We start from the raw sequence: 23,419 nt of genomic DNA on the forward strand, positions 1-23,419 counted from the left end.
ATCAAATCGGACGCGTATCGTCACGATTGATCGCCCGGCGCTGCGGTGCAAGTAATATCCACGCCACAATCGGCCACGCCAAAGCCGCCACCACGCTCTCAACGAAGTACAACCAACCCGGAAATCTGCCGCCGACCAGCAACCTGACAATTAGCTCTACGACTTGAGCGACCAGCAACAGCACAAATACGTGCAATGCTTGTACGCCGGCAGGGAACCACAACACGCGTCTGTGTATCATGATGGCGAAGTAAGACAGTAGCGTGTAAGCCAGCGCATTCTCGCCTAGCACCGCCGCATCATGCACATCCATTAACAAACCCATGAAAAACGCGACGCCTATCCCGACCTTGCGCGGCTGATGCATGCTCCAGAACACCAGGATCAGCGCAACAAAATCTGGAATACCTATCCACTGCCCCCACGGCAGCAGGTTCAGCAAGAATGCCACGATCAGACTGACCGCTATAAAAAGCGGGCTGGCTGGCAACAAAATGTAGTGTGGCTGATGATTCATCGTGTTGATGTCGCTGGCGGTTTGGAAGATGCAGGAACGGGCGGCGTTTCAACAATGCCTTTGCCTGACGTACCGTTAGTCCGGCTGGCAGCATGCCGCAAGATGCCCGTCATTTTTGCATTCTTGTCTTTCGCGTCATCTGCCGGACGCGGTTCGGCTTTATTTGCCGTCAACAGAATCAGCAACTGGCGATTGCGGTCTATGCCCGCGGAAGGCTGGCAGACGATACGTGCGAAAGAATCAGACGACTTGTTTTCCACCTGAAAAACCGTCGCAACCGCCAGACCGGCAGGATATATACCATCAATGCCCGAAGTCACCAGCACATCGCCTTTTTGGATGTCTGCATTGGTCGGCATGAAACGTAAATCCAGTACATTCGATTGGCCGCGACCATAGGCAACGCTACGCAATCCATTGCGCACCACCTGCACCGGAATCGCCTGATTTTTGTCCGTCAACAAAGTGACTTCCGACGTAAAAGGAAACACACGCGTCACCTGCCCGACCACACCGATGTGATCGATCACCGGCTGCCCGCGCTCAACGCCGTGCTGAATGCCGCGATCCAGCACGATCTTGCGGGTGAACGCATCCCGCGTGTCATACAGAATTTCGCCCATCACCGACTTCACAGGCAGACGCTCACTGGTACCCAGCAAATGACGCAGTTGCGCATTTTCTGCCAGCAGTTGCTGACCTTGCTGCAAGGTGCGTGCATTGACAGTTTGTTGCAGTTTGAGTTTTTCATTCTCCGACTTGATATCGGAAAGGGAGGTGAAATAATCGCCGATAAAATACATCGCATCGCGCGGTGCGAGTGCGACAACCTGCAACGGATACAAGGCGGTAGAAATCACCTGACGCACCACAGCAAGCGAGCGCATATGCGAATCGACACCCAATAGCACCAGTGCGATCAGGGCGAAGAACACCATCTTTGCGCGTGCCGAGGCACCTTGTTTGAAGAGTGGTGGCGGGCTGTATTCCATTTAATGCTTGTTGGCGAACCTGCCGAAGTACATCTGTACAGGCTGCGCCGCCAGAACATTGCGTCCTGCAGCCACAGCGTGCGTTACAAAAAATGGTGCTTTCATGACAGTGTGCATGTCAGCCCGCCAAAGAAAAACAATGTGGTCGGATTATTCGTAGGAGAAAATCGAACCCAGTTTATCCATGCGCTCCAGCGCCATGCCCGAGCCGCGCACCACGCAAGTCAGCGGGTCTTCGGCCACGATCACCGGTAAACCGGTTTCTTCCATCATCAGACGATCCAGATCGCGCAGCAATGCGCCGCCGCCAGTCAGCATCATGCCTTTTTCAGCAATGTCGGCGCCCAGTTCTGGCGGCGTTTGTTCCAGCGCATTTTTAACGGCGGAAACGATGTTGTTCAGCGGATCGGTCAGCGCTTCGAGAATCTCGTTGCTGGAAATTGTGAATGAACGTGGGATACCTTCGGACAGATTGCGCCCCTTGACTTCCATCTCGCGCACTTCGGAACCTGGGAAAGCCGAACCGATTTCTTTCTTGATTGCTTCAGCGGTTTGTTCGCCGATCAGCATGCCGTAGTTACGGCGGATGTAATTGACGATCGCTTCGTCGAACTTGTCGCCACCGACGCGGATCGAGCCTTTGTAGACCATGCCACCCAGCGAGATGATGCCGACTTCAGTCGTGCCACCGCCGATATCGACGACCATGGAACCGGTTGCATCCGACACCGGCAGGCCGGCACCGATTGCAGCAGCCATCGGCTCTTCAATCAGATATACCTGCGCTGCGCCGGCACCGAGTGCCGATTCGCGGATCGCGCGACGCTCGACTTGGGTAGAACCGCAAGGAACGCAGATGATGATACGCGGGGAAGGTCTGAAGAGCTTGGTGTCATGCACCATGCGGATGAACTGCTTCAGCATTTGTTCGGTAACGGTGAAGTCGGCGATCACGCCGTCTTTCATCGGGCGGATCGCCTCGATGTTGCCCGGCACTTTGCCTAGCATCTGTTTGGCTTCCTTGCCGACTGCCATGATGGTTTTTTTGCCGTTCGGGCCGCCTTGCTGGCGAATCGCCACGACCGATGGCTCATCCAGCACAATGCCCAGGCTACGGACATAGATCAGGGTGTTAGCTGTACCCAGGTCGATTGCCAGATCATTCGAAAAATAACTACGTAAAAATCCAAACATGAATTGTCCCGGTGCGCAAAAAAAGTGCGCCTAATAAGGTAAATAAGAAATTAACTACGAGAGTAATTACGTGTGCAAAGAGCAAATAAGCAAGATTTATTACCGGCGGCAGCCCAATATCAGCGCCAGCAAGGCATTAACCCGATATTCTACCTTATAATTTACATTAAATTAGTCGCCCAAAATGCCAAAAATGTAAGCGGAATGATTCATTTTGCGAAGCATTTGCCAGCACAAGCAGTCTTTTGCACGCCGCGATTCTTTTCTGATTCTTTTAACATTACATACGCGGCCAGACCGCGAACCAACCATGTCCCTCGAACTTTCCGATGTCAAACGTTTATCAATGCTCGCGCAAATCGACCTCACCGAGGAGCAATCCGCTCAAACACTGGATAAATTGAACGGCATCTTCGCATTGGTCGAACAATTGAGCGCCGTCGATACCAAGGGCGTAGAACCGCTGAATCATCCGATCGCCATGCTGCTGCCCGATCTATCGTTGCGTCTGCGCGAAGACACCGTCAGCGAGCCAAATCGTCGCGACGAATACCAGCAAGTTGCACCGGCCACGCAAGACGGCTTGTATCTGGTGCCGCAAGTCATCGAATAACTGCATCGCCTACCCTTGCGCTGTCCGACCTTGCTGTTAACTATTATTTGGCGGCGCGCAACCGGAACATCTCCATGTTCTGCAACCGAACACCGATATTGACTATGCATACCAAAACAATCAAAGAACTATCCGCCTTGCTGCAGGCAAAAAAAATCTCTGCGACAGAATTGTCCGAGCTGTTTTTGGCTCGCATCAAGGCAAGCGACCTGAATGCATTTTTACACGTCGACGAAGCGTTGACGCTGCAACAAGCTGCCGCTGCCGACCAACGCATCGCCAGTGGTGACAACACGGTATTGACCGGTGTGCCGATCGCGCACAAGGACATCTTCGTCACGCGCGGCTGGCGCTCAACGGCCGGCTCCAAGATGCTGGAAAACTATGTCAGCCCCTTCGATGCAACCGTCGTCCAAAATTTCAATCAGGCCGGCATGGTCACGCTGGGAAAATTGAACTGCGATGAGTTTGCAATGGGTTCATCAAATGAAAACTCCTACTTCGGCGCAGTCAAAAATCCGTGGGACAAGACCGCCATTCCGGGAGGCTCATCCGGCGGCTCGGCCGCCGCAATTGCAGCACGCCTGACACCGGCATCCACCGCGACCGACACCGGCGGCTCGATCCGCCAGCCGGCAGCATTGTGTGGCGTCACCGGCATCAAGCCAACCTATGGCCGCGTCTCGCGCTTCGGCATGATCGCATTTGCATCCTCACTGGATCAAGGCGGCCCGATTGCAAAAACAGCAGAAGACTGCGGCTTGTTACTGAATGCGATGGCAGGTTTCGATGAACGCGATTCGACCAGCATAGAACACGACAAGGAAGATTACACACGCGACTTGAATGTCAGTTTGCAAGGCTTGAAAATCGGTATCCCGCGTGAATATTTCGGCGCCGGTTTATCGGCCGACGTCGAACAGGCAGTACGCGCAGCACTCAAGGAGTATGAAAAACTCGGTGCCACGCTGGTCGATATCTCGCTGCCAAAAACCGAGTTGTCGATTCCAACCTATTACGTGATTGCACCGGCAGAAGCATCGTCCAATCTGAGTCGTTTCGATGGTGTGCGTTACGGCTTCCGCGCCGACGGTTACACCGATTTGTCCGACATGTATCGCAAGACGCGTGCGCAAGGTTTTGGCGATGAAGTCAAACGCCGCATCCTCGTCGGCGCCTATGTGCTCTCGCATGGTTATTACGACGCCTACTATCTGCAAGCGCAAAAAATTCGCCGCTTGATCGCGCAGGATTTTCAGGAGGCGTTTAAAAAGTGTGACGTCATCATGGGCCCGGTTGCACCTACCGTCGCCTGGGATCTGGGCGACAAGGCCGACGATCCGATCGCCAATTACCTGGCCGATATTTTTACACTCTCAACCAGTCTGGCCGGCTTGCCGGGCATGTCGATTCCATGCGGCTTTGGTCAGGGCGAAAAAAATGCAAAGCGTCCGGTCGGACTGCAAATCATCGGCAACTATTTTGCCGAAGCAAAATTGCTGAACGTCGCCCATCAATATCAGCAGGCGACCGACTGGCATTTGCGCGCACCGGCGTAACGGCAATTTCATACATGGATTCGCCTATCGCTTCTTAAAAGAAGCAGCGAACAACACCGTAGAACAACGCTAACAAGCGAGCGAGGAAATTATGCAGTGGGAAGTGGTAATCGGTCTGGAAACGCATACGCAGTTGACGACCAAGACAAAAATTTTTAGCGGCTCGCCTACACAGTTTGGCGCAGCACCCAACACGCAAACATCGCCTGTCGATCTGGCTTTGCCGGGCGCATTGCCGGTGATGAATCGCGGTGCAGTCGAGCGCGCGATCCAGTTTGGTCTGGCGATTGGTGCAACGATCGCACCGCACTCGGTGTTCGCACGCAAGAATTATTTCTATCCCGATCTGCCCAAGGGCTATCAGATCAGCCAGATGGATCTGCCGATCGTGCAGGGTGGTCGCGTCTCGTTTGCAATGGAAGTCGATGGCAAAACCGAGATTCGCTCCGTCCAGCTGACACGCGCACATCTGGAAGAAGATGCCGGAAAATCACTGCACGAAGACTATCAAGGCATGACCGGCATCGACTTGAATCGCGCAGGTACACCATTGCTTGAAATTGTTACCGAACCTGACATGCGCAGTGCAACCGAAGCCGTTGCTTATGCCAAAGCACTGCACACACTGGTGACCTGGATAGGCATCTGCGACGGCAATATGCAGGAAGGCTCGTTCCGTTGCGATGCCAACGTGTCAGTGCGGCCGTTCGGACAAAAAGAATACGGCACACGTTGTGAGATCAAGAACTTGAACTCCTTCCGTTTCCTGGAAGAAGCGATCAACTACGAAGTGCGTCGCCAGATCGAGTTGATCGAAGATGGCGGCCGCGTCGTGCAAGCAACACGTCTCTACGATCCAGACAAAAAAGAAACACGCGAAATGCGCAGCAAGGAAGACGCGCACGACTACCGCTACTTCCCCGATCCGGATTTGCCACCGCTGGTTGTCAGCGCGGAATGGATCGCACGCGTGCAAGCCTCGATGCCGGAATTGCCAGGCGTGATGCGCGAACGCTTTGTGCGCGATTACAACCTCTCTGAATACGATGCTGCGGTATTGACGCAATCGAAAGCGATGGCCTATTACTTCGAAGCAGTCACCGCGATCACCGGCAAGGAGCAAGCCAAACCTGCGGCCAACTGGTTGATGGGCGACGTCGCCTCTACGCTGAATCGCGAAGGCATAGAGATCACCGCAGCACCAGTCAGTGCTGCGCAATTCGCCCTGCTATTGCAACGTATTGCTGACGGCACGATATCCAACAAGATCGCCAAGGAAGTATTCGGCGCGATGTGGGAAGCCAAATCGGACAAAGCAGCGCTCGCTGATGAAGTGATCGAAGCCAAAGGTTTGAAGCAAATTTCGGACAGCGGCGCACTGGAAAAAATTGTCGATGACGTGATCGCCGCTAATGCAAAATCTGTAGAGGAATACCGTGCCGGCAAGGAGCAGGCGATCAATGCTCTGATGGGACAAGCGATGAAAGCCAGCAAGGGAAAAGCCAACCCTGCGCAGCTTACCGAGCTCTTGAAGAAAAAACTGACGGCTTGATCAAGCAAGCCAAAAACAAAAAGCGCGCTCCGTAAAACGAGCGCGCTTTTTTTTTGCTCTTGAGGCTGATATAAATCAGCCCAAAATTATCTTTCCGGACGCTTTTAACGAGTTGAGGCCGTTGCGATCTCGCGAAACCGCTGCAGCGTCGCATCGTATTTGGCATGTACTTGTGCCAGTTCGACCTCACTCTCGTTCACGCGAGTCGTCAGAGCACGCACGCTTTGTTCGGCTCTATCAAGTTTGTATTGCATGCCAGCGGGGACCACGCCTTTTTTCTTTTGTGCTGTCACGGCCGCTTGCGTATCTTTCCATTCCTGATCCGCACTGGATAATGCCTTTTTTTGCTGAGCAATTTGATCGCTGACGACAGTCGTGTCGCGTTTGCGTGCGGCAGTGATGTCGTCTTCACTGCGGTAGCGGGCGGTGAGGGCGCGATCGGCTTTTTTTTGCTCCTCGGCCGCAAGCTGTTCGACTTTTTTCTGGTCGTCCTGCTGCTGTTTTTCGCGCTTCTGGTCAGCAGTAAGGGGGGCGGCAATATCTCTTTTTTTGGCGCCGTTATTGCCATATTCGCGCACCGCACGGTCCGCACATTCAGGGATGAGCCTGTCAGCAGTGAGAGTGCGGCCGGATGCATCCTTGCACATAAAAATGGCAGCGTGTGCACCCGACGTGATGCATATCGAGAGAAAAAACAGTGTCTTCAGTGTCTTTACTGCACCTTTCATTTCACTCCCCAGAATAAAACGATGGCTGCTACATCACGCCGTACCTCTTGCGATAAGCGGCGACGGCATCCTTGTACTGCGCCTGTTCCGAATTGGCTCCCGCATTCGACAGGTATTCAAACAAATCTGACAAATTGCCTATCGACACCACTGGCATATCGTAGGTCTTGCTGACTTCCTGCACAGCCGAGTGTTCAGACAATGCATTGTCCGCACCCGAGCGCTCCATCCGGTCCAGCGCAATCAAGACTGCGCAAGGCGTTGCCCCTGCTGCGCGGATCATGTCGACTGACTCACGCACCGAGGTACCGGCGGAAATCACATCGTCGATGATCACTACGCGGCCCTGAAGCTTCGCGCCGACCATGGTGCCGCCTTCGCCATGATCCTTGGCTTCCTTGCGGTTGAATGCAAACGGCACATCGCGTCCCTTGTTCGCCAGCGCCACTGCAGTCGCCGAAGCGAGCGTGATGCCTTTGTACGCCGGGCCAAACAGCATATCGAATTCGACGCCGGAATCGATCAGCGTCTGCGCATAAAACTCTGCCAGCCTTGCCAGTGTGCCGCCCTGATTGAACAGCCCTGCATTAAAAAAATACGGCGAGGTGCGACCTGCCTTGGTAACGAATTCGCCGAAACGCAATACGCCGGTATCAACCGAAAACTTAATGAATTCTTGCCGTAAATTGTTCAAAACAACTCCATAACGGGTAAAAGTGACGAAAATTGTCGCTATTTACGCGACCAAAGCCACATTTTAAATCGTTATCGGATACACATGCCGGTAAATGCAAAGGGCATGCCTGCCCGCCTGCAGACCAGCCGCATTGAATCGGTTATCCTGAGCGCCTCATTTTTTAAACGACTCGCCATGTTAAAAATTATCTCTGCCAATCTGAATGGCATACGCTCGGCCGCCAGAAAGGGCTTCTTTCCGTGGATGGCCAAACACGCGGCCGACTTTGTCTGCGTGCAGGAACTGAAGGCGCAGGCGGCCGACATGACGCCGGAGTTTTTGGCGCCGGAAGGGTATGTCGGCTATTTCCACTACGCTGAGAAAAAAGGCTACTCCGGCGCCGGTGTGTATTGCAACACCACACCGGACAACGTGCAAATCGGTTTCGGCTGCAGCGAATTCGATGCAGAAGGCCGCTATGTGCAATGCGACTTCGGCAACCTGAGCGTGATTTCGGTCTACTGCCCATCCGGCTCGTCCAGCGCAGAAAGGCAACTGGCGAAGTTCCGCTTCATGGACGTATTCCTGCCGCACTTGCTGGCACTGAAAGCACAGGGACGCGAATTCGTCATCTGCGGCGACTGGAATATCGCACACAATGAAATCGACCTGAAAAACTTCAAGGGCAACCGCAAGAATTCAGGATTCCTGCCGGAAGAACGTGCGTGGCTGAGCCGCGTATTCGAGGAAGTCGAACTGGTAGACGTCTACCGTCACCTGCATCCGGCGACGACAGACGAATGCTATACATGGTGGAGTAATCGCGGCCAGGCATGGGCCAAGAACGTCGGATGGCGCATCGATTATCAGGTGGCAACGCGCGATCTGGCTGTCACGGCAAAGACCACATCTGTCTACAAGGATGAGCGCTTCAGCGATCACGCACCGCTCACCGTTGATTACGACTGGAAATAAATTCTGGTGCTGGCCAGGCACTAGAGGTCGCTCGCTCAGCACGCCTTTGTGGTTGTTTTTCACGAAGCCGTCATAAAGCGTTTTTATAATCGTTTGGACGCGGGGATCGCACGACACAATTCCATATGCAGGCTTGCGGCCACCGGCGCATCGCAACTCATCCACATTGGAAAACATATGTCAGATCATTCTTCGCGCTCTGCACCCCCTTCTGTATCCCGCCGTGACGTTCTCAAATTTTTTGCCAGCGCGCCGCTGCTGCCCTTGGGTGCATCGTCCGCATTGCTCACTGCCTGCGGCGGCATCACCACCAAATCGCCATCAGCCGAATACCTTGCCACCAGTTTCACGGCGATGGCAGCATCCACACTGGCAGATGCAGCGGCTATGGCCACCACCGCAGTAGGTGCCACGCTCAATGTCCACTACGGCGACAACTCGACGCAAGCATACAAACTCGCTTACCAGCCCTTCTTTATTACCGGTGAGCAGGTACCGGATGGCAAAGGTGGCACTGTATTAAGCGGCGGCTACTTCGACATTCATAGCCATCCCATCATCGATAGATCGGTTGCAGGCAAAGAGCGCCAATTCTTTTCGGATGCCCCCGACGGCACATCCTTGCTGGCACTGTCGAATCCGGCCGTTGCCGGAATCAAGGGCAAGGCGGTCTTTGCGGTCGTGCAGTTTGAATACCTGACACGTGATCAGCTGGGTGCCGCGACCGACAAGAAAAATGCCTATGGCACCTTGCCGTCGCCGATTGCCGTGTTGACGCTGGACCAGGATCAGCAGACCGGCAAGCTCAACCTGATTAAATATCACAACGTCGATACAGCGAGCGCGCACGGCTTGTGGATCACCTGCGGTGCCAGCCTCTCGCCGTGGAACACGCATTTGTCGAGCGAAGAATACGAGCCCGATGCGCAGTTCATCGCCGACAATGCCCTCTTCAAAAAATACAGCAAAAACCTGTTCGGCGATGAGCGCAAAGCCAATCCGTATCACTATGGCCACCTGCCGGAAGTGACGGTCAATCCGGACGGCAGCGGCACGATCAAGAAGCATTACTGCATGGGCCGCATCTCGCACGAGTTGATACAAGTAATGCCGGACAATCGCACCGTGTTGATGGGTGACGATTACATCAACGGTGGCTTCTTCATGTTTGTCGCCGATAGAGAAAAGGATTTGTCCGCCGGCACCTTGTATGTCGCGAAAGTCGGCGCAGGATTTTGCGTTGATCCCTATGCCTTAGGCGCAACACTGAGCTGGATCAAACTGGGTCATGCGACCAGCGCGGAGATCGAACACCTGGCTGACACCCTGAAGCCGGCCGACATCATGCACTGCGTCAAGACCGATCCACTCGATGCCAGCTATACCAAGATTTTTGCCGATGGGATTGCCAACTGGGCCAAGCTGAAACCAGGCATGGAAAAAGCCGCAGCCTTTCTCGAAACTCACCGCTATGCCAACCTGGTTGATGCCAGCATGGGGTTCACCAAGATGGAAGGCACGACCGTCAACATCAAGGACAAGATCGCGTATTCGGCCTTGCAAAACATCCAGCATTCGATGGTCAGAAACGATCCGGCATGGCGCGCCTCTACCGGCATCACGATCAACAAGGCGATCGTGGCTGGCGGTGTATTTGCACACAATCTGACTGGCGACCAAAAGGATACGACCGGTGTTGCGATTAAAAGCGAGTGGGTACCCGTCAAAACCAGGGCCTTGCTGATAGGCGAAGATATTCCTCCAGATGCATTAGGCAACTTGGCAAATCCGGACAGGATCGCCAACCCCGACAACCTGAAGTTCTCGGAAAAAATGCGCACGCTCTTCATCGGTGAAGACAGCAGCATGCACGTGAATAATTTTTTGTGGGCCTACAACGTCGATACGAAAAAACTGTCGCGCATCATGTCGATGCCTGCGGGTGCAGAAGCAACCGGTTTGCATGCCGTCGATGAAATCAATGGCTGGACTTACATCATGAGCAACTTCCAGCATGCCGGCGACTGGAGCGGAAAGTTGCACAGCAAGGTGAAGGATCAACTCGATCCATTGATCAAGGCAAACTACAACGATCGATTCGGCGCGGCAGTCGGTTATCTGACGGCGGAACCAGCGCAGTTCAGCTTGTCCAAAAAGTGAGCGGCAAGAAATTTCGCTGACTTTAGTTAGAGATATTCGGTAGAAGCGCCCGCGGATTGGCGATTCAATCGCGATAACAAAGCGGAGCCGAGTGCTCCGCTTTGTTTGCTTCGGTCACCTGCCCGCTTATATGCGCTGCCATTTGCTACGCGCAGATGTCGCTAAGCCACTACAATTCAGCCTTGAATCAGTTCGCCGCATCCACACCCATGTCTACCGAATCCCTGTCACCAGCAATCTCACGCTACTCTCGCTTTCAATTCGTCGCCACCCCGTTTCTTTTTATTTTGCTCGGCGTGATCTACGCATCGTGGGCAGCACGCATTCCGGCGATACGCGATGCATTGCAATTGAGCCCTGCGCAACTGGGCATTGTCTTGCTGGGTGGTGGCCTGGGCGCAGTCGGATCGTTTCCACTGGCAGCGTGGATGGTCAACAAATTCGGTGGGCGCCGCGCAGCATGGTATTCAGGCTTGGGATTGATCGTGGTCTTGCCAAGTCTGGCGCTCGCACCCAGCATGATGTGGCTGGCTATCGTCGCCATCGCCCTCGGTGCGGCATCCGGCTGCTTTGACGTGGCCATTAATGCGATCGGCACCGCCCATGAAAAAACGGCAGGACGCTCAACCATGTCCTTGTTGCACGCATGGTTCAGCCTGGGCGCGGTATCCGGCGCCTTGCTCGGCAGTGCGATGGCGGGATTTGCGATTACTCCGCTGATGCATTTCAGCACTACCTCGCTTCTTTTATTACTCCCTTTGTATATCGCATATCAGGCGCTGCCGCATGACGAGATTGTGCATGCTGAAAGCAAAGCGCTGTTCGCGATCGCCCACGGCCCTTTGGTCGCCCTCGGCATCATCGGTTTTTGCGGTGCAGTGGCAGAAGGTTCGATTGCCGACTGGAGCGGCGTCTTCATGAAAGATGAAATGGGCGCGCACGATGGCGTCGCCCCGTTGGCTTATGCCGGCTTCGCTGCATTGATGCTGTTGGCGCGTTTGGTGTGCGATCGCTTGAAGGATAGATTCGGCGCACGTAATGTCGTGGCATGCGGCGCATTGTTTGCCGCGTTCGGCATCTTCGTGGCGATCGCTGCACTCAACATTCCACTGACGATTCTCGGTTTTGCACTGGCTGGCGCAGGCTTTGCTGCGGTATTTCCATTTGTCTTCAGCGCGGCCGGCCGACATGGTTCAACTGCATTGGCAGCAGTAGCGACCTTCAGCTACAGCGGCGGCTTGATCGGGCCGCCAGTGATAGGCTTTCTGGCCCAAGGCTGGGGCATGCAGGTTGCAGTCGGATTGATAGGCGTGATGGCGATTGCCATTGCGATCGCAGCCAGTCGTGCGCGCTGGCTGGAATAAATCTACATCTTCAACCAGCCGCGCTGATGTGCATGATGCAAGGCGATGCCTGCGACAAATCCGGCACCGACATTCCACATGCAGAGCGCGGCCGTCAACAATACGACTGCGCGCGCACCACGGTCGACCGGGAAAGCACTACAACCCAATGCCAGTTGCGCGCCGGTTAAAAATAGAATCACGCCCAGCACCGCTGCCGGAAAAAGTTTGAACAGCAGATCGACAGAATCGCTGAAGAAGAAAGCCAGTACCAGCAATACGCCCCCAAGAATCACGACCGAGCCGCCGGTTCTGGCACCGAATGCAATGTGGCCGGCCATGCCGCCAGCACCATGACACATAGGCACACCGCCCACCGATGCACTGAACACATTCATGATGCCGGTTGAAATCGAAATTCTGCCTTCGGTTACTTTGCGTTGCGGGAACAGCCGATTGTTTTCTTCCTTGATCGCGATGACGGCATTGCCTAGAGTGAGCGGCAATTGCGGTAGTGCGAGCAAAACAGCACCGACAAAAAACTGATTCCATGTCAGCTCGCTTAATGCGAATGTCGGTACATGAAAAGCGATGCCGGTTTTTGACAGCGCATCCAGCAGCGCAGGATTCCGAACCATGCCCACCAGCGCGCCAAATGCCAGCAGCACGAACATCGCAGGGATTTTTTTATTCCCCATCAACAGCAAGGTACCCGCGCCTGCGATGACGGCGATCAGACTATCGCCCTGCATCATCTTGATACCCTGCAGCATGAAGCCGAAACCCAGCCCGAACACAATGCCTATCACCACCGTCGGCGGCACCATCTTGGCCAAGCGCGTAGCCAGACCCGTTAGCCCAAGAAATAGCCATGCGACACCTGTGACCAGCGCAGCACTATAGACTGCGGCTGGCGTGACGATGGCGGTTTGCACTGCCTGCAATGCGGCGACAGCGCCGATCGCCTTCATCGGCTGCACCGGAATCGGCGTCTTGTAATACAAACCCGCGACCAGCATCGCCATACCAAACGCAAACAATACGCCGAACGGATCCATCTTCAGCACGCCGATATAGGCGGCAATAAACGGAATCAGGGTCCCCAGATCGCCAAACGCACCGGCCCATTCCATGCGGTCATAACGATTGCCGCTGGTTGCTTCTGCAGGATTAGGAACAGCTGGATCGCTCATGTTTTGCCGGAAATTAATAACGAATATTTTCTTGTTCGCTGCAACATTCGGTATCAAATGAAAACTAATGGAAACGCCGAAGCAAATAGCCAGCTAGCACGCTGTCAGGAAATCGAAGCTAGCGGCAAATTCAGCAACAGGTTTTGCGGCTTGATGCGCAATATATCTGCTGTGTTCATCGCACACGCCAGATAAACCGGGCGGCCTGCAACATCCGGACGCACTACCGATGGATCGACAAAATCGAGCTGGAACAACGACAGGATGCGACGATTGCGCGCCTCGTCCAATTCCACCCCGGCATATAGATCATTAAGGATGCCTGTCGCTTCTGCATCCAGCCCGATATGCCAGGCCCAGTGCTTGGCTTCGATCGCACGCAGAGGTCTGACCACAACGGCAACGCCATAGAAATGCGCTATCCATTTTTCGATGACGCGGCAAAAAGCCGTCAAGGCTGCACGACCATAAGCAAAACTGACAACGGTATCGTGACGCTCGTTACGTGCCCAGTAAGTCACAGCATTTTCTTGATCGATGACGTCGAGCTCGACACGGCGTGGCTTGGTATTGGCTTCGATCAGCAGTCTGCCAATGTCGCCGTAATTGCCACCGCTCGCATGCAGGTCCACCGTTGCGGCATCGGCCAGCATGACTGCACCGTCTTCGATCGCCACTTTTTGCGGGCGGAAAAATAATTCGGCGGCGCGTACTTGCAATGCTTCTTCGGCACCGTCCAGCATGCCGTGCACAATGATCTGCGCCAGCTGGTCGATGAAAGCGGGCGGAGCCGTGACCGTCCCCGCGCGAAAAATATCGAGATAAGCCGCTTCCAACGAAGTTGCCGCCAGCAGGCGATCGCGCCACGCCAGCAACACGCGATAGTTGTCGCGCGCATCGGCATCCTCAAATACCGCAAGCTCGGCCTCGCTTACCGCGAGACGCGGTTTGGCCAACAATGCCGCATGTACCGCCAATTCGTGCGTGCAAGATTCGGCAACCGGCGCCACTTCCGGCCTGTGCCACCAGGCACGCAACAAATCGTCGGTCAGCACCAGGCGAGCGTCAGAATCACGTTGCGTCAGAGAGAAACCGGAATGCGGCCAAAAATCGCTGGATGTCGGCATTATTTGGAAAGCTTACTTAAAAAATTTCTTGTCGCCGGTTTTCAGATCAAGCGCATAGCGCACGCCGTTTTCCGTCAATATCATTTCATCCGGCGGTTCATCACCGGCAAGCACGCCGTAATTTACTGGCAAGCCTTCACCTTTGCGTATCAATTCATCAGCACGTTCATAGACGTTGGGACAACCGGTTTCCGCCATCAGCGATTGCACAATGGCGACCTTCCATGCATCGACACCGGCCGACTGGAATTCGCAAATCAGGAAGCCGCTGCGATCGCCGTACCAATCTACGATCAAGCCCGAGAGTTCATCTTCATCGCCTATGATCAAGGGCAGTCGTTTGGCAGCGCCTATTCTTTTTCCTTTGGCCGCATCAATACGCTTGTGCACGGCAGTTTTGACACGACGCTTGATCAAGGCATGATCGATAGGCTCGTTTTGATCGAAGCTCCAGACCCGTGCGCGTATCTGCGATTTGGGCGCATGCGCCGCACGCGCCAGGAATTTTCCCGATGACGAATGAATCAATGCGGTGGCGCCCGACTTCATGCGCTCTGCCGGCTTGCCATCGACGCGTTCGACCGCCGACGCATAAATCCACGGTTGATGTTCGAGCAGGCTTTTTTCCTTGCCTTGTTTAATTGTAATGATCAGCATAAAAGCGGGCTCACGATAGTACGAATTGATGAAAACTGTGCATGAAAGATACAGCTTGAAGGCGTCCATCATAAACTGCAACGCTCACGAAAGAAAATTTAACCTTTGTTTAACCTATTTGGGAGCAGAATGAGAGATGCACTGCCAAGGGGTACTCTCCCGGCGGGCAAGAAGGCACTGCGGTAAAAATCGCGGGCCCATAAAAACACTGGAGACACCATGGATGCGACACAAAAAGAGATAGACGAACGTTCTGGCCTGACCGCAAATAACAAATTCGAATTAATGCTGTTCCGCCTCGGAATCTCCCCGCATTCAGAGCAGAGCGAAGTCTATGGCATCAACGTATTCAAATTGCGCGAACTGATGGCGATGCCAACCGTGAACTCGATTGCCAATTCACCGCCCCACGTTTTAGGTATGGCTAACATCCGCGGACAACTGATACCGGTCATCAATTTGCCGGCCGCGCTCGGATGCACGCCGGCCACCGGCTTGAACATCCTGATGGTGACTGAATTTGCACGCACGACCCAGGCATTCGCAGTCGAAGAAGTCGATGAAATCGTACGTCTGAACTGGAGCCAGGTGCGCGCAGCCGAAGGTGCAGCGGCCGGCGGCGGCACCATCACCAGCATCGCACAACTCGATGCAGACCTGAACAACACGCGGCTCGCGCAAGTGCTGGATGTAGAGCAAATCCTGCGCAATGTGATGCCATCCAACACACCGGATATCGATCCGGAAACCATAGACAACAGTACAAGACTGCAGCCAGGCGCAGTGATTCTTGCCGCCGACGATTCAGCTTCGGCACGCATGCTGATCAGCGGCTGCCTGGATGCGATGGGGCTGCCCTTCGTCATGGCAAAGACCGGACTGGAGGCATGGAATATGCTGAACGAACTGAGTAATACCGCCAGCAAGGAAGGGAAAAGTGCAGCGGATAAAGTTGCGCTGGTGCTCACCGATCTGGAAATGCCGGAAATGGATGGCTTCACGCTGACCAAAAAAATCAAGGGCGATGCGCGCTTCAACAAGATTCCAGTCGTCATACATTCATCGCTGTCAGGCGCAACGAATGAAGTGCATGTCAAAAGCGTGGGCGCCGATGCCTACACGGCGAAATTCAAGGCGGAGGAATTGGCAGCCACTCTGCTCGATGTGCTGGCCAAGACGCGTAAATAGTTACAAGCCCTTTTTCTGCTGCAAGGTGATGGGTGCTCACCCATCACCACAAGTTACAACCCAATCAACTCGCAATCAATTTCCACGTTACCACTGCATACTGCGGCTTGCCGCTTGCGCGCTCTTGTGTCAGCATCTGTGACTGCCGACTATCTGTCGGTCAGCACACTCAATCAAGGTAAGCAGAATGATTTTCCGCAATGGCGATGCGTCACCGCATTCATGGTCTGACACGCTCAAGGTCTACCTCGAACCGGCTACCGCGCGCATGTTGCTGCTGGGATTTTCCGCCGGGCTGCCATTGATGCTGGTATTAGGCACGCTCAGTTTCTGGTTACGCGAAGCGGGCATAGATCGCAGCACCATCGGTTATTTGAGCTGGGTCGGCCTGGCGTATGCATTCAAATGGGTATGGGCACCCTTGGTCGATCGCATGCCGATTCCATTTTTGACACGCTGGCTGGGACGCCGTCGTAGTTGGCTATTACTCTCCCAAAGCGCCATCATCGCCGGTCTGATCGGTATGGCGCTCAACGATCCTCACATCGCCTTGCAGCCTGTCGTATGGTGCGCCCTCGCGGTCGCCTTCGGCTCAGCCACGCAAGATATTGCACTGGACGCCTTTCGCATCGAATCAGCTGACATTGATAGACAGGCAGCGCTCGCTGCCGGTTACCAGACCGGCTATCGACTGGCAATGATATGGGCCGGTGCAGGCGTGCTATGGATAGCAGCACGCGCGGAAATAGTAGACGGCGGCAGCTATCAACCCGGTGCGTGGCATGTTGCCTACCTGGCAATGGCAGCATCGATGCTGGTCGGTGTCTTGACGGTATTGGTTTCGAAAGAGCCGATACGACGTGAATTGCCGCCCGCCAGAAACGCTGCCGCCTGGCTGGATGATGTAGTGGTTGGGCCATTCCGCGACTTCATTCTGCGCTATCGTTGGCAGGCCGTATTGATCCTCGCATTGATCGCCACCTACCGCATCAGCGATGTCGTGATGGGTATCATGGCGAATCCGTTCTATGTCGATATGGGTTACAGCAAGGATGAAGTGGCGGCGATCACTAAAATCTTTGGTGTGATCATGACCTTGGTTGGGGCATTTATCGGCGGTGCGCTATCGATGCGTTTCGGCATGATGCGCATTCTGGCTTTGGGCGCCATCCTGAGTTCGGCCAGCAATCTGCTGTTTGCATGGCTGGCCGGTCACGGTCACGATGTGACGATGCTGGTACTGGTCATCTCGGGCGACAATCTTGCAAGTGGCATCGCCAGCGCTGCGTTTATCGCCTATTTATCCAGTTTGACCAACGTTAATTATTCGGCGACGCAATACGCGCTGTTGAGTTCTATGATGCTGCTGCTGCCGAAATTCCTTGCAGGATATTCCGGCACTTATGTCGACGCATATGGTTACAGTAATTTTTTCACTGCGACTGCGCTTCTGGGTGTGCCGGTCATCATATTGCTGTGGTTTTCCGCCAGAGCGAATAAAACAGCAAGCGAGGGCACGCAAACCTCGGTTCCGACCGAAATTTAAACTGTTCGTTTTTTACGCAAACGGAATACCGCAAGACTGCCGCGCCAGTTCGGCAGGAACGACACGGGATGGCCATCCTGCAGTGCGACGCACTCGACCACTTCCAGTCCGACTTCATTCGCCAGCTCTTCAAAATCCTTGATCGTTGCGCACCGCAAGTTCGGTGTGTCATACCATTCATACGGCAGACTTTTCGACACCGGCATACGACCGCGCAAAAGCGCAATCCGATGTGGCCAGTAGGCGAAGTTGGGGAAGGACACGATCGCATCACGACCCACGCGAGAAATATCGCGCAGCACGCCCTCAACATTCTTCATCATTTGCAGTGCCGACAAACACAGCACCGTATCGAAGGCATTGTCAGCAAAGATCGCCAGACCTGCCTCCAGATCGCGCTGGATGACCGACACGCCGCGTTGTACGCATTCCGGAATTTTGTCGTCGTCGATTTCAATGCCATAGCCGCTGCATTGCTTATCGGTTTGCAAATAGTCGAGCATCACACCGTCGCCACAGCCCAGATCGAGTACCTGGGTACCATTGCCAATCCAATGCGCGATGAAAGCGAGATCCGGACGCAGCACGCTTAATTGTTCAAAGTTCATGCGCTTGCTCCTGCTTTCAAACTGCCGCCATCGATTTCCTTATAGGCGCGCGCAAAATACGCACGCACCACATTCATGTAACGCTGATCGTCAAGCAGGAAGGCATCGTGTCCATGCGGCGCATCGATTTCTGCATACGTGACCGTGCGCTTGTTGTTCACTAGCGCCTGCACCATTTCATGGCTACGCTCGGGCGCGAAACGCCAATCAGTCGAGAATGACACCAGCAGGAATTCTGCACGGGTATTCGACAAGGTCTTGGTCAGGTCGCCGCCGAAGTCTTTCGCCGGATCAAAATAATCGAGCGCCTTGGTAATCAATAGATAGGTATTGGCGTCAAAGTATTCGGAGAATTTGTCGCCCTGATAGCGCAGATAGGATTCGATTTCAAAATCGATGCCAAATCCGAATTGATATGCGCCCGAGCGCAAATCGCGACCGAACTTCACCGCCATGTCATCGTCGGATAAATAAGTGATGTGACCCAGCATGCGCGCAACGCGCAAGCCATTCTTCGGCACCACGCCATGCTCGTAAAAATCACCGCCGTGGTAATCGGGGTCGGTCAGAATCGCTTGCCGTGCCACATCGTCGAATGCGATATTTTGCGCAGTCAATTTAGGCGTCGATGCAATCACTACACAATGACGCAAGCGTTCAGGGAACAAGATACTCCATGCTAACGCCTGCATGCCGCCGAGGGACCCGCCCATCACAGCAGCAAATTGCTGTATACCCAAAGCGTCGGCCAGACGCGCCTGAGATTGCACCCAATCTTCTACCGTCACCACTGGGAAATGTGCGCCATACGGCTTGCCTGTCGCCGGATTGGTGTGCATAGGCCCGGTCGAGCCGAAACAGGAACCCAGATTATTGACGCCAATGACGAAGTACTTATCGGTATCCAGCGCTTTGCCGGGACCGACCATATTGTCCCACCAGCCCTTGGTACCCGCATCGTCGCTGTAACTGCCGGCGACATGATGCGAGGCATTCAGCGCATGGCAAACCAGCACCGCATTCGAATGATCTGCATTCAAGGTGCCGTAGGTTTCGTAGACCAGCGTGTAGTCGCCAATGGTCGCGCCGCTCTGCAGGGACAGGGGCGTCGAAAAAAACATGGATTGCGGTGCAACGATTCCGAGAGAGGTCATGTTATCTATTCATGAGAAGTGTACTAATGCGGGAAATTGACGCAGCACTGGTTTTCTCTGGTATTCCAAAAAACAAAAAGCCCGAAAAGCAGTCAGCTTAGCGGGCTAAATTCGAAACTCGGTTGCGAGCACGCTTTAGCCGTATTTATTATGCGCCCGCAAGCTGATGTCAAATCGGCGCCATGTCGTAAGAATAAACAAGTCGCCCGTTGCCGTCAAACGAACACGGGTGACTGCCGTGCAAGAACTACTGCTACACCACGATCAAATCCTGTTTTTACGACATTCCTGCACATCACCCCGGAAGAATACGCGTCGCACAAACCAATAGGTTATGACTAGCCGCGGCGATTGGCAGCCAAGTGAGCAAAAGTTAAAATGCAGATGCCACAATGGCAATTGCTTGAATCGACTACTACCTGATACTGCGTACACTCCAAGAGCAATATTAATTAGCAGCCAAACGCATTAAAATGCCACACCGGAAATAGAAAACGGATTTAGAGGGACAGAATGATAGACAAAGCAGCGCCATCCCCCTTAGCCATGGCTGAAGAGCGGCAACATATCTCGACCACCACCTTGCCCACGCTGACCATTGCCGTCTTGACAAAAAATGAGGCGCGTCGCATCAGTGGCTGCCTGCAGAGTGCTGCATTTGCCGACCAATTAATCGTCGTCGATAGTGGCAGCACCGACAATACTCGTGAGCTTGCTCAAGCACACGGCGCAGAGGTTTTTAATTATCCGGACTGGCAAGGTTTCGGCATACAACGCAACCGTTTGCTCGCGCACGCCAAGAGCGACTATATATTCTTTCTGGATGCCGACGAAGTCATCACTCCTGAGCTGCAAGCGGCATTGCAGGCTGCAGTACGCTCAGAAACCCGCGCTGTCTGGAAAATTCGCTGGCGCCAGGTCGCATTCGGCCGCGAATTAACGTATTTCAGATCACAAGCAACGCTAGAGCGCCTGTTTCGCCGCGATATGTTGCGCGAGTATGTCGGCATCGTCCACGAACAGGCTATTTTGACGCACGAACCTACACCGCGCGCCGTATTGAACGGAAAGCTGCTGCACTACTCGCGGGAAACGGTGCGCGGCAGTCTCGAAAAACTCTTGCAGTATTCCATGCTAGGCGCTGCCAAACGCGCTGAAAAAGGGAAACGTGGCGGCATACTGCGCGGCGCGGCATCAGGACTTTCCTTATTCTTTAGACTCTATATCGTGCAACTCGGATTTCTATGTGGTGGCCCCGGCTTTCTCCATTGTTTTTTTGTCGGACTGGAGGGTTTCTTCCGCTATGTGGCGCTTAAATATGATTACGACAGCTTGACTTCCAATGTCGCACGTTGAACACAGCCATAGCGTAGAAATCAGTGCTTCCAGACTACGTAAAAAAAACATGATGCGAACTGCCGGACTTTGCCTGCTGGGCATTCTTTTCGCGCTAGGTTCGCTGCACACAAAAACTCTTGGCGCGGCCTGGCTAGGACTCTGCATCTGGGGATTTTGGGGAGCTTTTAATCTACGTGATATCGCCACCAACAAACTGATATCCAGAGTCGCATTTACCTGGCTTACTTACTGCGGTATCGCGCTGGTACTTGCCAGCATTTGTGTCTTTATCTGGGCGGAAGATGGCGACATTCTCAACCCTCAGTTACGTTTATTGTTCCCGGCTGTGGCAGCTTTATTCCTCATCCGCCGCAACAGCATATCGACGCCTATACGCATCGGCATGACACACGCCGTTGCGGCGGCAAGCATTTTAGGTTTCCTTTGGTCGGCATTCTGGGTCGCGCAAGGCGCAGATGTACGCGCATCTTTGGCCAGCAATGCCATTCCATGGGCCGTCGCTATCAGTTTCAACGCCTGCCTTCTACTTCCTTGCGCCTTGGCAGAAGATAAATCAGCTGCACAACGATGGTTCTGGCTTTTCGGAGTCGCATGTGCAATAGGCGCCGTATTGCTATCACAATCACGCGGCGCCTTCTTGGTGATACCTTGGTGCGGCTTAGTATATGCGTGGTTCTGGCACCAAAAAAAGTATGTGTCCCACACGGGATTTCATCGTACGTTAATTGGACTCTTATGTGCGGTAGCCATATTACTTGCTGGCGCTTGGTGGGGACCAGGTGATGTCCTCCGCATACGTCAAGCCGTGCAAAACATCCAAGAGTTCAAGAGTGTTGAGAATTACAATTCTTCGGGTGGCGCGCGTCTTTATCTTTGGAGTCTCGCCTGGGACGGCATCAAGCGATCTCCTTGGGTCGGTATAGGCAGCGTAGAACGTATGCGACTCATCCAGCATGCAGGAGACGGCGGCAACGATGACGAGTTGGCTAAATTAAGTACCGTACGGCAATTGGGGCACGTGCATAATCAATATCTGAACGCAGCTTTAGATGGGGGGGCAATCGGACTGGCGGCCTTGCTGGCACTTCTGGCGGGCATGGCTATCGCTACCAGACAACTGGCACGGATTGATCCTGTCGCATCCTGGCAGCTGGGTGGCGTGCTGTTCATGCATGCGACTGCCAGTGTGACTAACGTCAATTTCCTACACAATTACTACGTGATGGCGTTATCACTGGCCGCTGTAATTCCCCTCCTTATTGCGCGCAACGCATCTTCATCCCAATAAGGCGGCCATGCACATTTTGATCGTCAACCACAGCCCCATACCGGTATTCGCCTACGGCGGTACCGAACGCGTCGTCTGGGATTTGGGCCGCGCACTTGTGCGGGCTGGGCATCGGGTGAGTTATCTGGTGCCGGAAGGCTCTCACTGCGATTTCGCTGAAGTTTTACCGCTACAAAGAGATGTGCCATGGGAAGCACAAATACCGGAAGGGGTCGATGTAGCACATTTTCAATTTAACCCTAACGTGCCACTGAATTTTCCTCATGTCGTGACGCAACATGGTAATTCTTCCGAGAGTGTTCCGCTTCCACGCAATACTGTCTTCGTTTCAAAAAACCATGCCCAACGTCACGGATCAGATGCTTTTGTCTATAACGGACTGGACTGGTCGACCTATGGTCCAGTCAATTGGAAAACAGATCGTACCTATTTCCACTTCCTCGGCAAAGCCGCATGGCGTGTCAAAAATGTGCAAGGCGCGATTGATATAGCCCGTGCTGGGCATGTTCCGCTAGAAGTCTTGGGTGGCGATCGCATCAATCTTAAACGTGGCTTTCGGTTTACATTGTCGCGCAACGTCAAGTTTCACGGCATGGTCGGTGGCGACAAAAAAATTCAACTTCTTAACGCGTCACGCGGCTTGATCTTCCCCACCTTATGGCATGAACCGTTCGGCTTGGCCGTCATCGAGAGTTTGTATTTTGGCGCTCCGGTATTCGCAACGCCTTACGGCGCATTAGCAGAGATAGTCACATCTGAATGCGGCGTACTTTCGTCGAAGCGGGCAACACTGGCTGAAGCGGTATCGTGCAAGCAGTTTGATCTGCAAGCCTGCCATGAACGCGCTCTTGTTTTCAACTCGGATAAGATGGCCAGCAATTATCTATCTGTCTATAAAAAGGTACTCCGCGGAGAATCTTTAAATCTTGCATCACCTGTACTGCAGGGCGATATTAAACATCTACCTTGGATGAGATGAACAGCCAGCGA

21 protein-coding genes are annotated in these 23,419 nt (G+C 53.8%); 11 read left to right on the forward strand and 10 right to left on the reverse strand.

Annotated elements, in window-relative coordinates; translation table 11 throughout:
• Position 1 precedes the first annotated feature (1 nt).
• From mreD to ACFQO0_RS05405, 3 genes are all read right to left on the reverse strand, one after another.
• On the reverse strand, positions 2–517 hold the full coding sequence (gene mreD, locus ACFQO0_RS05395; protein ID WP_382232987.1) for a rod shape-determining protein MreD: 516 nt from the start codon (positions 515–517) through the stop codon (positions 2–4).
• On the reverse strand, positions 514–1,509 hold the full coding sequence (gene mreC / locus ACFQO0_RS05400) for a rod shape-determining protein MreC (protein ID WP_382232988.1): 996 nt from the start codon (positions 1,507–1,509) through the stop codon (positions 514–516). The genes mreD and mreC overlap by 4 nt, the downstream gene beginning before the upstream one ends.
• 150 nt (positions 1,510–1,659) lie before the next feature.
• Positions 1,660–2,703, reverse strand: coding sequence for a rod shape-determining protein (locus ACFQO0_RS05405; RefSeq protein ID WP_382232989.1), 1,044 nt, complete (start codon positions 2,701–2,703; stop codon positions 1,660–1,662).
• Between the two features lie 310 nt (positions 2,704–3,013).
• Between ACFQO0_RS05405 and gatC the strand changes: the two genes are divergently transcribed.
• From gatC to gatB, 3 genes are all read left to right on the forward strand, one after another.
• Positions 3,014–3,316: an Asp-tRNA(Asn)/Glu-tRNA(Gln) amidotransferase subunit GatC gene (gene gatC, locus ACFQO0_RS05410; RefSeq protein WP_382232990.1), complete on the forward strand. Its 303-nt coding sequence runs from the start codon at positions 3,014–3,016 to the stop codon at positions 3,314–3,316.
• A 104-nt stretch (positions 3,317–3,420) separates the two neighbouring features.
• Entirely contained in the window at positions 3,421–4,875 is a 1,455-nt protein-coding gene (gatA, locus tag ACFQO0_RS05415; RefSeq protein WP_382232991.1) for an Asp-tRNA(Asn)/Glu-tRNA(Gln) amidotransferase subunit GatA, read from the forward strand.
• Between the two features lie 91 nt (positions 4,876–4,966).
• Entirely contained in the window at positions 4,967–6,427 is a 1,461-nt protein-coding gene (gene gatB / locus ACFQO0_RS05420) for an Asp-tRNA(Asn)/Glu-tRNA(Gln) amidotransferase subunit GatB (protein ID WP_382232992.1), read from the forward strand.
• Positions 6,428–6,531: 104 nt separating this feature from the next.
• On the opposite strand, the gene ACFQO0_RS05425 is transcribed toward gatB, so the two are convergent.
• The gene (locus ACFQO0_RS05425; RefSeq protein ID WP_382232993.1) at positions 6,532–7,155 is read right to left on the reverse strand and encodes a DUF4124 domain-containing protein; all 624 of its coding nucleotides are present in this window, start codon (positions 7,153–7,155) and stop codon (positions 6,532–6,534) included.
• Positions 7,156–7,183: 28 nt separating this feature from the next.
• The gene (gene pyrE / locus ACFQO0_RS05430) at positions 7,184–7,849 is read right to left on the reverse strand and encodes an orotate phosphoribosyltransferase (protein ID WP_382232994.1); all 666 of its coding nucleotides are present in this window, start codon (positions 7,847–7,849) and stop codon (positions 7,184–7,186) included.
• Between the two features lie 177 nt (positions 7,850–8,026).
• Here pyrE and ACFQO0_RS05435 point away from each other — a divergent pair, with 177 nt between their 5' ends.
• The 3 genes from ACFQO0_RS05435 (at position 8,027) to ACFQO0_RS05445 (ending at position 12,330) form a co-directional block, all read left to right on the forward strand.
• Complete coding sequence (locus ACFQO0_RS05435) at positions 8,027–8,806, forward strand: exodeoxyribonuclease III (protein WP_382232995.1); 780 nt, start codon at positions 8,027–8,029, stop codon at positions 8,804–8,806.
• A gap of 177 nt (positions 8,807–8,983) precedes the next feature.
• On the forward strand, positions 8,984–10,966 hold the full coding sequence (locus ACFQO0_RS05440) for a PhoX family protein (protein WP_382232996.1): 1,983 nt from the start codon (positions 8,984–8,986) through the stop codon (positions 10,964–10,966).
• A gap of 209 nt (positions 10,967–11,175) precedes the next feature.
• Positions 11,176–12,330, forward strand: coding sequence for an MFS transporter (locus ACFQO0_RS05445; RefSeq protein WP_382232997.1), 1,155 nt, complete (start codon positions 11,176–11,178; stop codon positions 12,328–12,330).
• Positions 12,331–12,332: 2 nt separating this feature from the next.
• Here the strand turns inward: ACFQO0_RS05445 and ACFQO0_RS05450 are convergent, their stop codons facing one another.
• The 3 genes from ACFQO0_RS05450 to ACFQO0_RS05460 form a co-directional block, all read right to left on the reverse strand.
• Positions 12,333–13,502, reverse strand: a complete 1,170-nt coding sequence (locus tag ACFQO0_RS05450) for a putative sulfate/molybdate transporter (protein ID WP_382232998.1) — start codon at positions 13,500–13,502, stop codon at positions 12,333–12,335.
• A 104-nt stretch (positions 13,503–13,606) separates the two neighbouring features.
• Positions 13,607–14,629, reverse strand: coding sequence for a DUF6352 family protein (locus ACFQO0_RS05455; protein ID WP_382232999.1), 1,023 nt, complete (start codon positions 14,627–14,629; stop codon positions 13,607–13,609).
• A 12-nt stretch (positions 14,630–14,641) separates the two neighbouring features.
• Positions 14,642–15,286 (reverse strand): SAM-dependent methyltransferase, encoded by a 645-nt coding sequence (locus ACFQO0_RS05460; RefSeq protein WP_382233000.1) that lies wholly within the window; start codon positions 15,284–15,286, stop codon positions 14,642–14,644.
• Positions 15,287–15,505: 219 nt separating this feature from the next.
• Between ACFQO0_RS05460 and ACFQO0_RS05465 the strand changes: the two genes are divergently transcribed.
• Together ACFQO0_RS05465 and ACFQO0_RS05470 are read left to right on the forward strand one after the other, a co-directional pair.
• On the forward strand, positions 15,506–16,474 hold the full coding sequence (locus ACFQO0_RS05465; RefSeq protein ID WP_382233001.1) for a chemotaxis protein: 969 nt from the start codon (positions 15,506–15,508) through the stop codon (positions 16,472–16,474).
• Positions 16,475–16,661: 187 nt separating this feature from the next.
• Positions 16,662–18,020 (forward strand): AmpG family muropeptide MFS transporter, encoded by a 1,359-nt coding sequence (locus tag ACFQO0_RS05470; protein WP_382233002.1) that lies wholly within the window; start codon positions 16,662–16,664, stop codon positions 18,018–18,020.
• On the opposite strand, the gene metW is transcribed toward ACFQO0_RS05470, so the two are convergent.
• Together metW and metX are read right to left on the reverse strand one after the other, a co-directional pair.
• Positions 18,017–18,628, reverse strand: coding sequence for a methionine biosynthesis protein MetW (metW, locus tag ACFQO0_RS05475; protein ID WP_382233004.1), 612 nt, complete (start codon positions 18,626–18,628; stop codon positions 18,017–18,019). The two genes, ACFQO0_RS05470 and metW, sit on opposite strands and share 4 nt — an antisense overlap.
• Positions 18,625–19,782 carry a homoserine O-succinyltransferase MetX gene (metX, locus tag ACFQO0_RS05480; RefSeq protein ID WP_382233005.1) on the reverse strand — a complete coding sequence of 386 codons (1,158 nt, stop codon included), beginning with the start codon at positions 19,780–19,782 and terminating at the stop codon, positions 18,625–18,627. The genes metW and metX overlap by 4 nt, the downstream gene beginning before the upstream one ends.
• Positions 19,783–20,328: 546 nt before the next feature.
• Here metX and ACFQO0_RS05485 point away from each other — a divergent pair.
• Genes ACFQO0_RS05485 through ACFQO0_RS05495 form a run of 3 tightly spaced genes read left to right on the forward strand, consistent with a single transcriptional unit; the run spans position 20,329 to position 23,408 of the window.
• Positions 20,329–21,138, forward strand: coding sequence for a glycosyltransferase family 2 protein (locus ACFQO0_RS05485; protein WP_382234037.1), 810 nt, complete (start codon positions 20,329–20,331; stop codon positions 21,136–21,138).
• Complete coding sequence (locus ACFQO0_RS05490) at positions 21,125–22,429, forward strand: O-antigen ligase family protein (protein WP_382233006.1); 1,305 nt, start codon at positions 21,125–21,127, stop codon at positions 22,427–22,429. The genes ACFQO0_RS05485 and ACFQO0_RS05490 overlap by 14 nt, the downstream gene beginning before the upstream one ends.
• 7 nt (positions 22,430–22,436) lie before the next feature.
• On the forward strand, positions 22,437–23,408 hold the full coding sequence (locus ACFQO0_RS05495) for a glycosyltransferase (RefSeq protein WP_382233007.1): 972 nt from the start codon (positions 22,437–22,439) through the stop codon (positions 23,406–23,408).
• The last annotated feature ends 11 nt before the right edge of the window (positions 23,409–23,419 follow it).

It is taken from the genome of Herminiimonas aquatilis (genome assembly GCF_042665175.1).
Taxonomy (GTDB): domain Bacteria; phylum Pseudomonadota; class Gammaproteobacteria; order Burkholderiales; family Burkholderiaceae_D; genus Oxalicibacterium; species Oxalicibacterium aquatilis.

Bases quoted from the DNA above. Each gene is read 5' to 3' on its own strand.
- mreD (WP_382232987.1), bottom strand. From the start codon at position 517: ATGAATCATCAGCCACACTACATTTTGTTGCCAGCCAGCCCGCTTTTT.
- mreC (WP_382232988.1), bottom strand. From the start codon at position 1,509: ATGGAATACAGCCCGCCACCACTCTTCAAACAAGGTGCCTCGGCACGC.
- ACFQO0_RS05405 (WP_382232989.1), bottom strand. From the start codon at position 2,703: ATGTTTGGATTTTTACGTAGTTATTTTTCGAATGATCTGGCAATCGAC.
- gatC (WP_382232990.1), top strand. From the start codon at position 3,014: ATGTCCCTCGAACTTTCCGATGTCAAACGTTTATCAATGCTCGCGCAA.
- gatA (WP_382232991.1), top strand. From the start codon at position 3,421: ATGCATACCAAAACAATCAAAGAACTATCCGCCTTGCTGCAGGCAAAA.
- gatB (WP_382232992.1), top strand. From the start codon at position 4,967: ATGCAGTGGGAAGTGGTAATCGGTCTGGAAACGCATACGCAGTTGACG.
- ACFQO0_RS05425 (WP_382232993.1), bottom strand. From the start codon at position 7,155: ATGAAAGGTGCAGTAAAGACACTGAAGACACTGTTTTTTCTCTCGATA.
- ACFQO0_RS05435 (WP_382232995.1), top strand. From the start codon at position 8,027: ATGTTAAAAATTATCTCTGCCAATCTGAATGGCATACGCTCGGCCGCC.
- ACFQO0_RS05440 (WP_382232996.1), top strand. From the start codon at position 8,984: ATGTCAGATCATTCTTCGCGCTCTGCACCCCCTTCTGTATCCCGCCGT.
- ACFQO0_RS05445 (WP_382232997.1), top strand. From the start codon at position 11,176: ATGTCTACCGAATCCCTGTCACCAGCAATCTCACGCTACTCTCGCTTT.
- ACFQO0_RS05450 (WP_382232998.1), bottom strand. From the start codon at position 13,502: ATGAGCGATCCAGCTGTTCCTAATCCTGCAGAAGCAACCAGCGGCAAT.
- ACFQO0_RS05455 (WP_382232999.1), bottom strand. From the start codon at position 14,629: ATGCCGACATCCAGCGATTTTTGGCCGCATTCCGGTTTCTCTCTGACG.
- ACFQO0_RS05460 (WP_382233000.1), bottom strand. From the start codon at position 15,286: ATGCTGATCATTACAATTAAACAAGGCAAGGAAAAAAGCCTGCTCGAA.
- ACFQO0_RS05465 (WP_382233001.1), top strand. From the start codon at position 15,506: ATGGATGCGACACAAAAAGAGATAGACGAACGTTCTGGCCTGACCGCA.
- ACFQO0_RS05470 (WP_382233002.1), top strand. From the start codon at position 16,662: ATGATTTTCCGCAATGGCGATGCGTCACCGCATTCATGGTCTGACACG.
- metW (WP_382233004.1), bottom strand. From the start codon at position 18,628: ATGAACTTTGAACAATTAAGCGTGCTGCGTCCGGATCTCGCTTTCATC.
- metX (WP_382233005.1), bottom strand. From the start codon at position 19,782: ATGACCTCTCTCGGAATCGTTGCACCGCAATCCATGTTTTTTTCGACG.
- ACFQO0_RS05485 (WP_382234037.1), top strand. From the start codon at position 20,329: ATGGCTGAAGAGCGGCAACATATCTCGACCACCACCTTGCCCACGCTG.
- ACFQO0_RS05490 (WP_382233006.1), top strand. From the start codon at position 21,125: ATGTCGCACGTTGAACACAGCCATAGCGTAGAAATCAGTGCTTCCAGA.
- ACFQO0_RS05495 (WP_382233007.1), top strand. From the start codon at position 22,437: ATGCACATTTTGATCGTCAACCACAGCCCCATACCGGTATTCGCCTAC.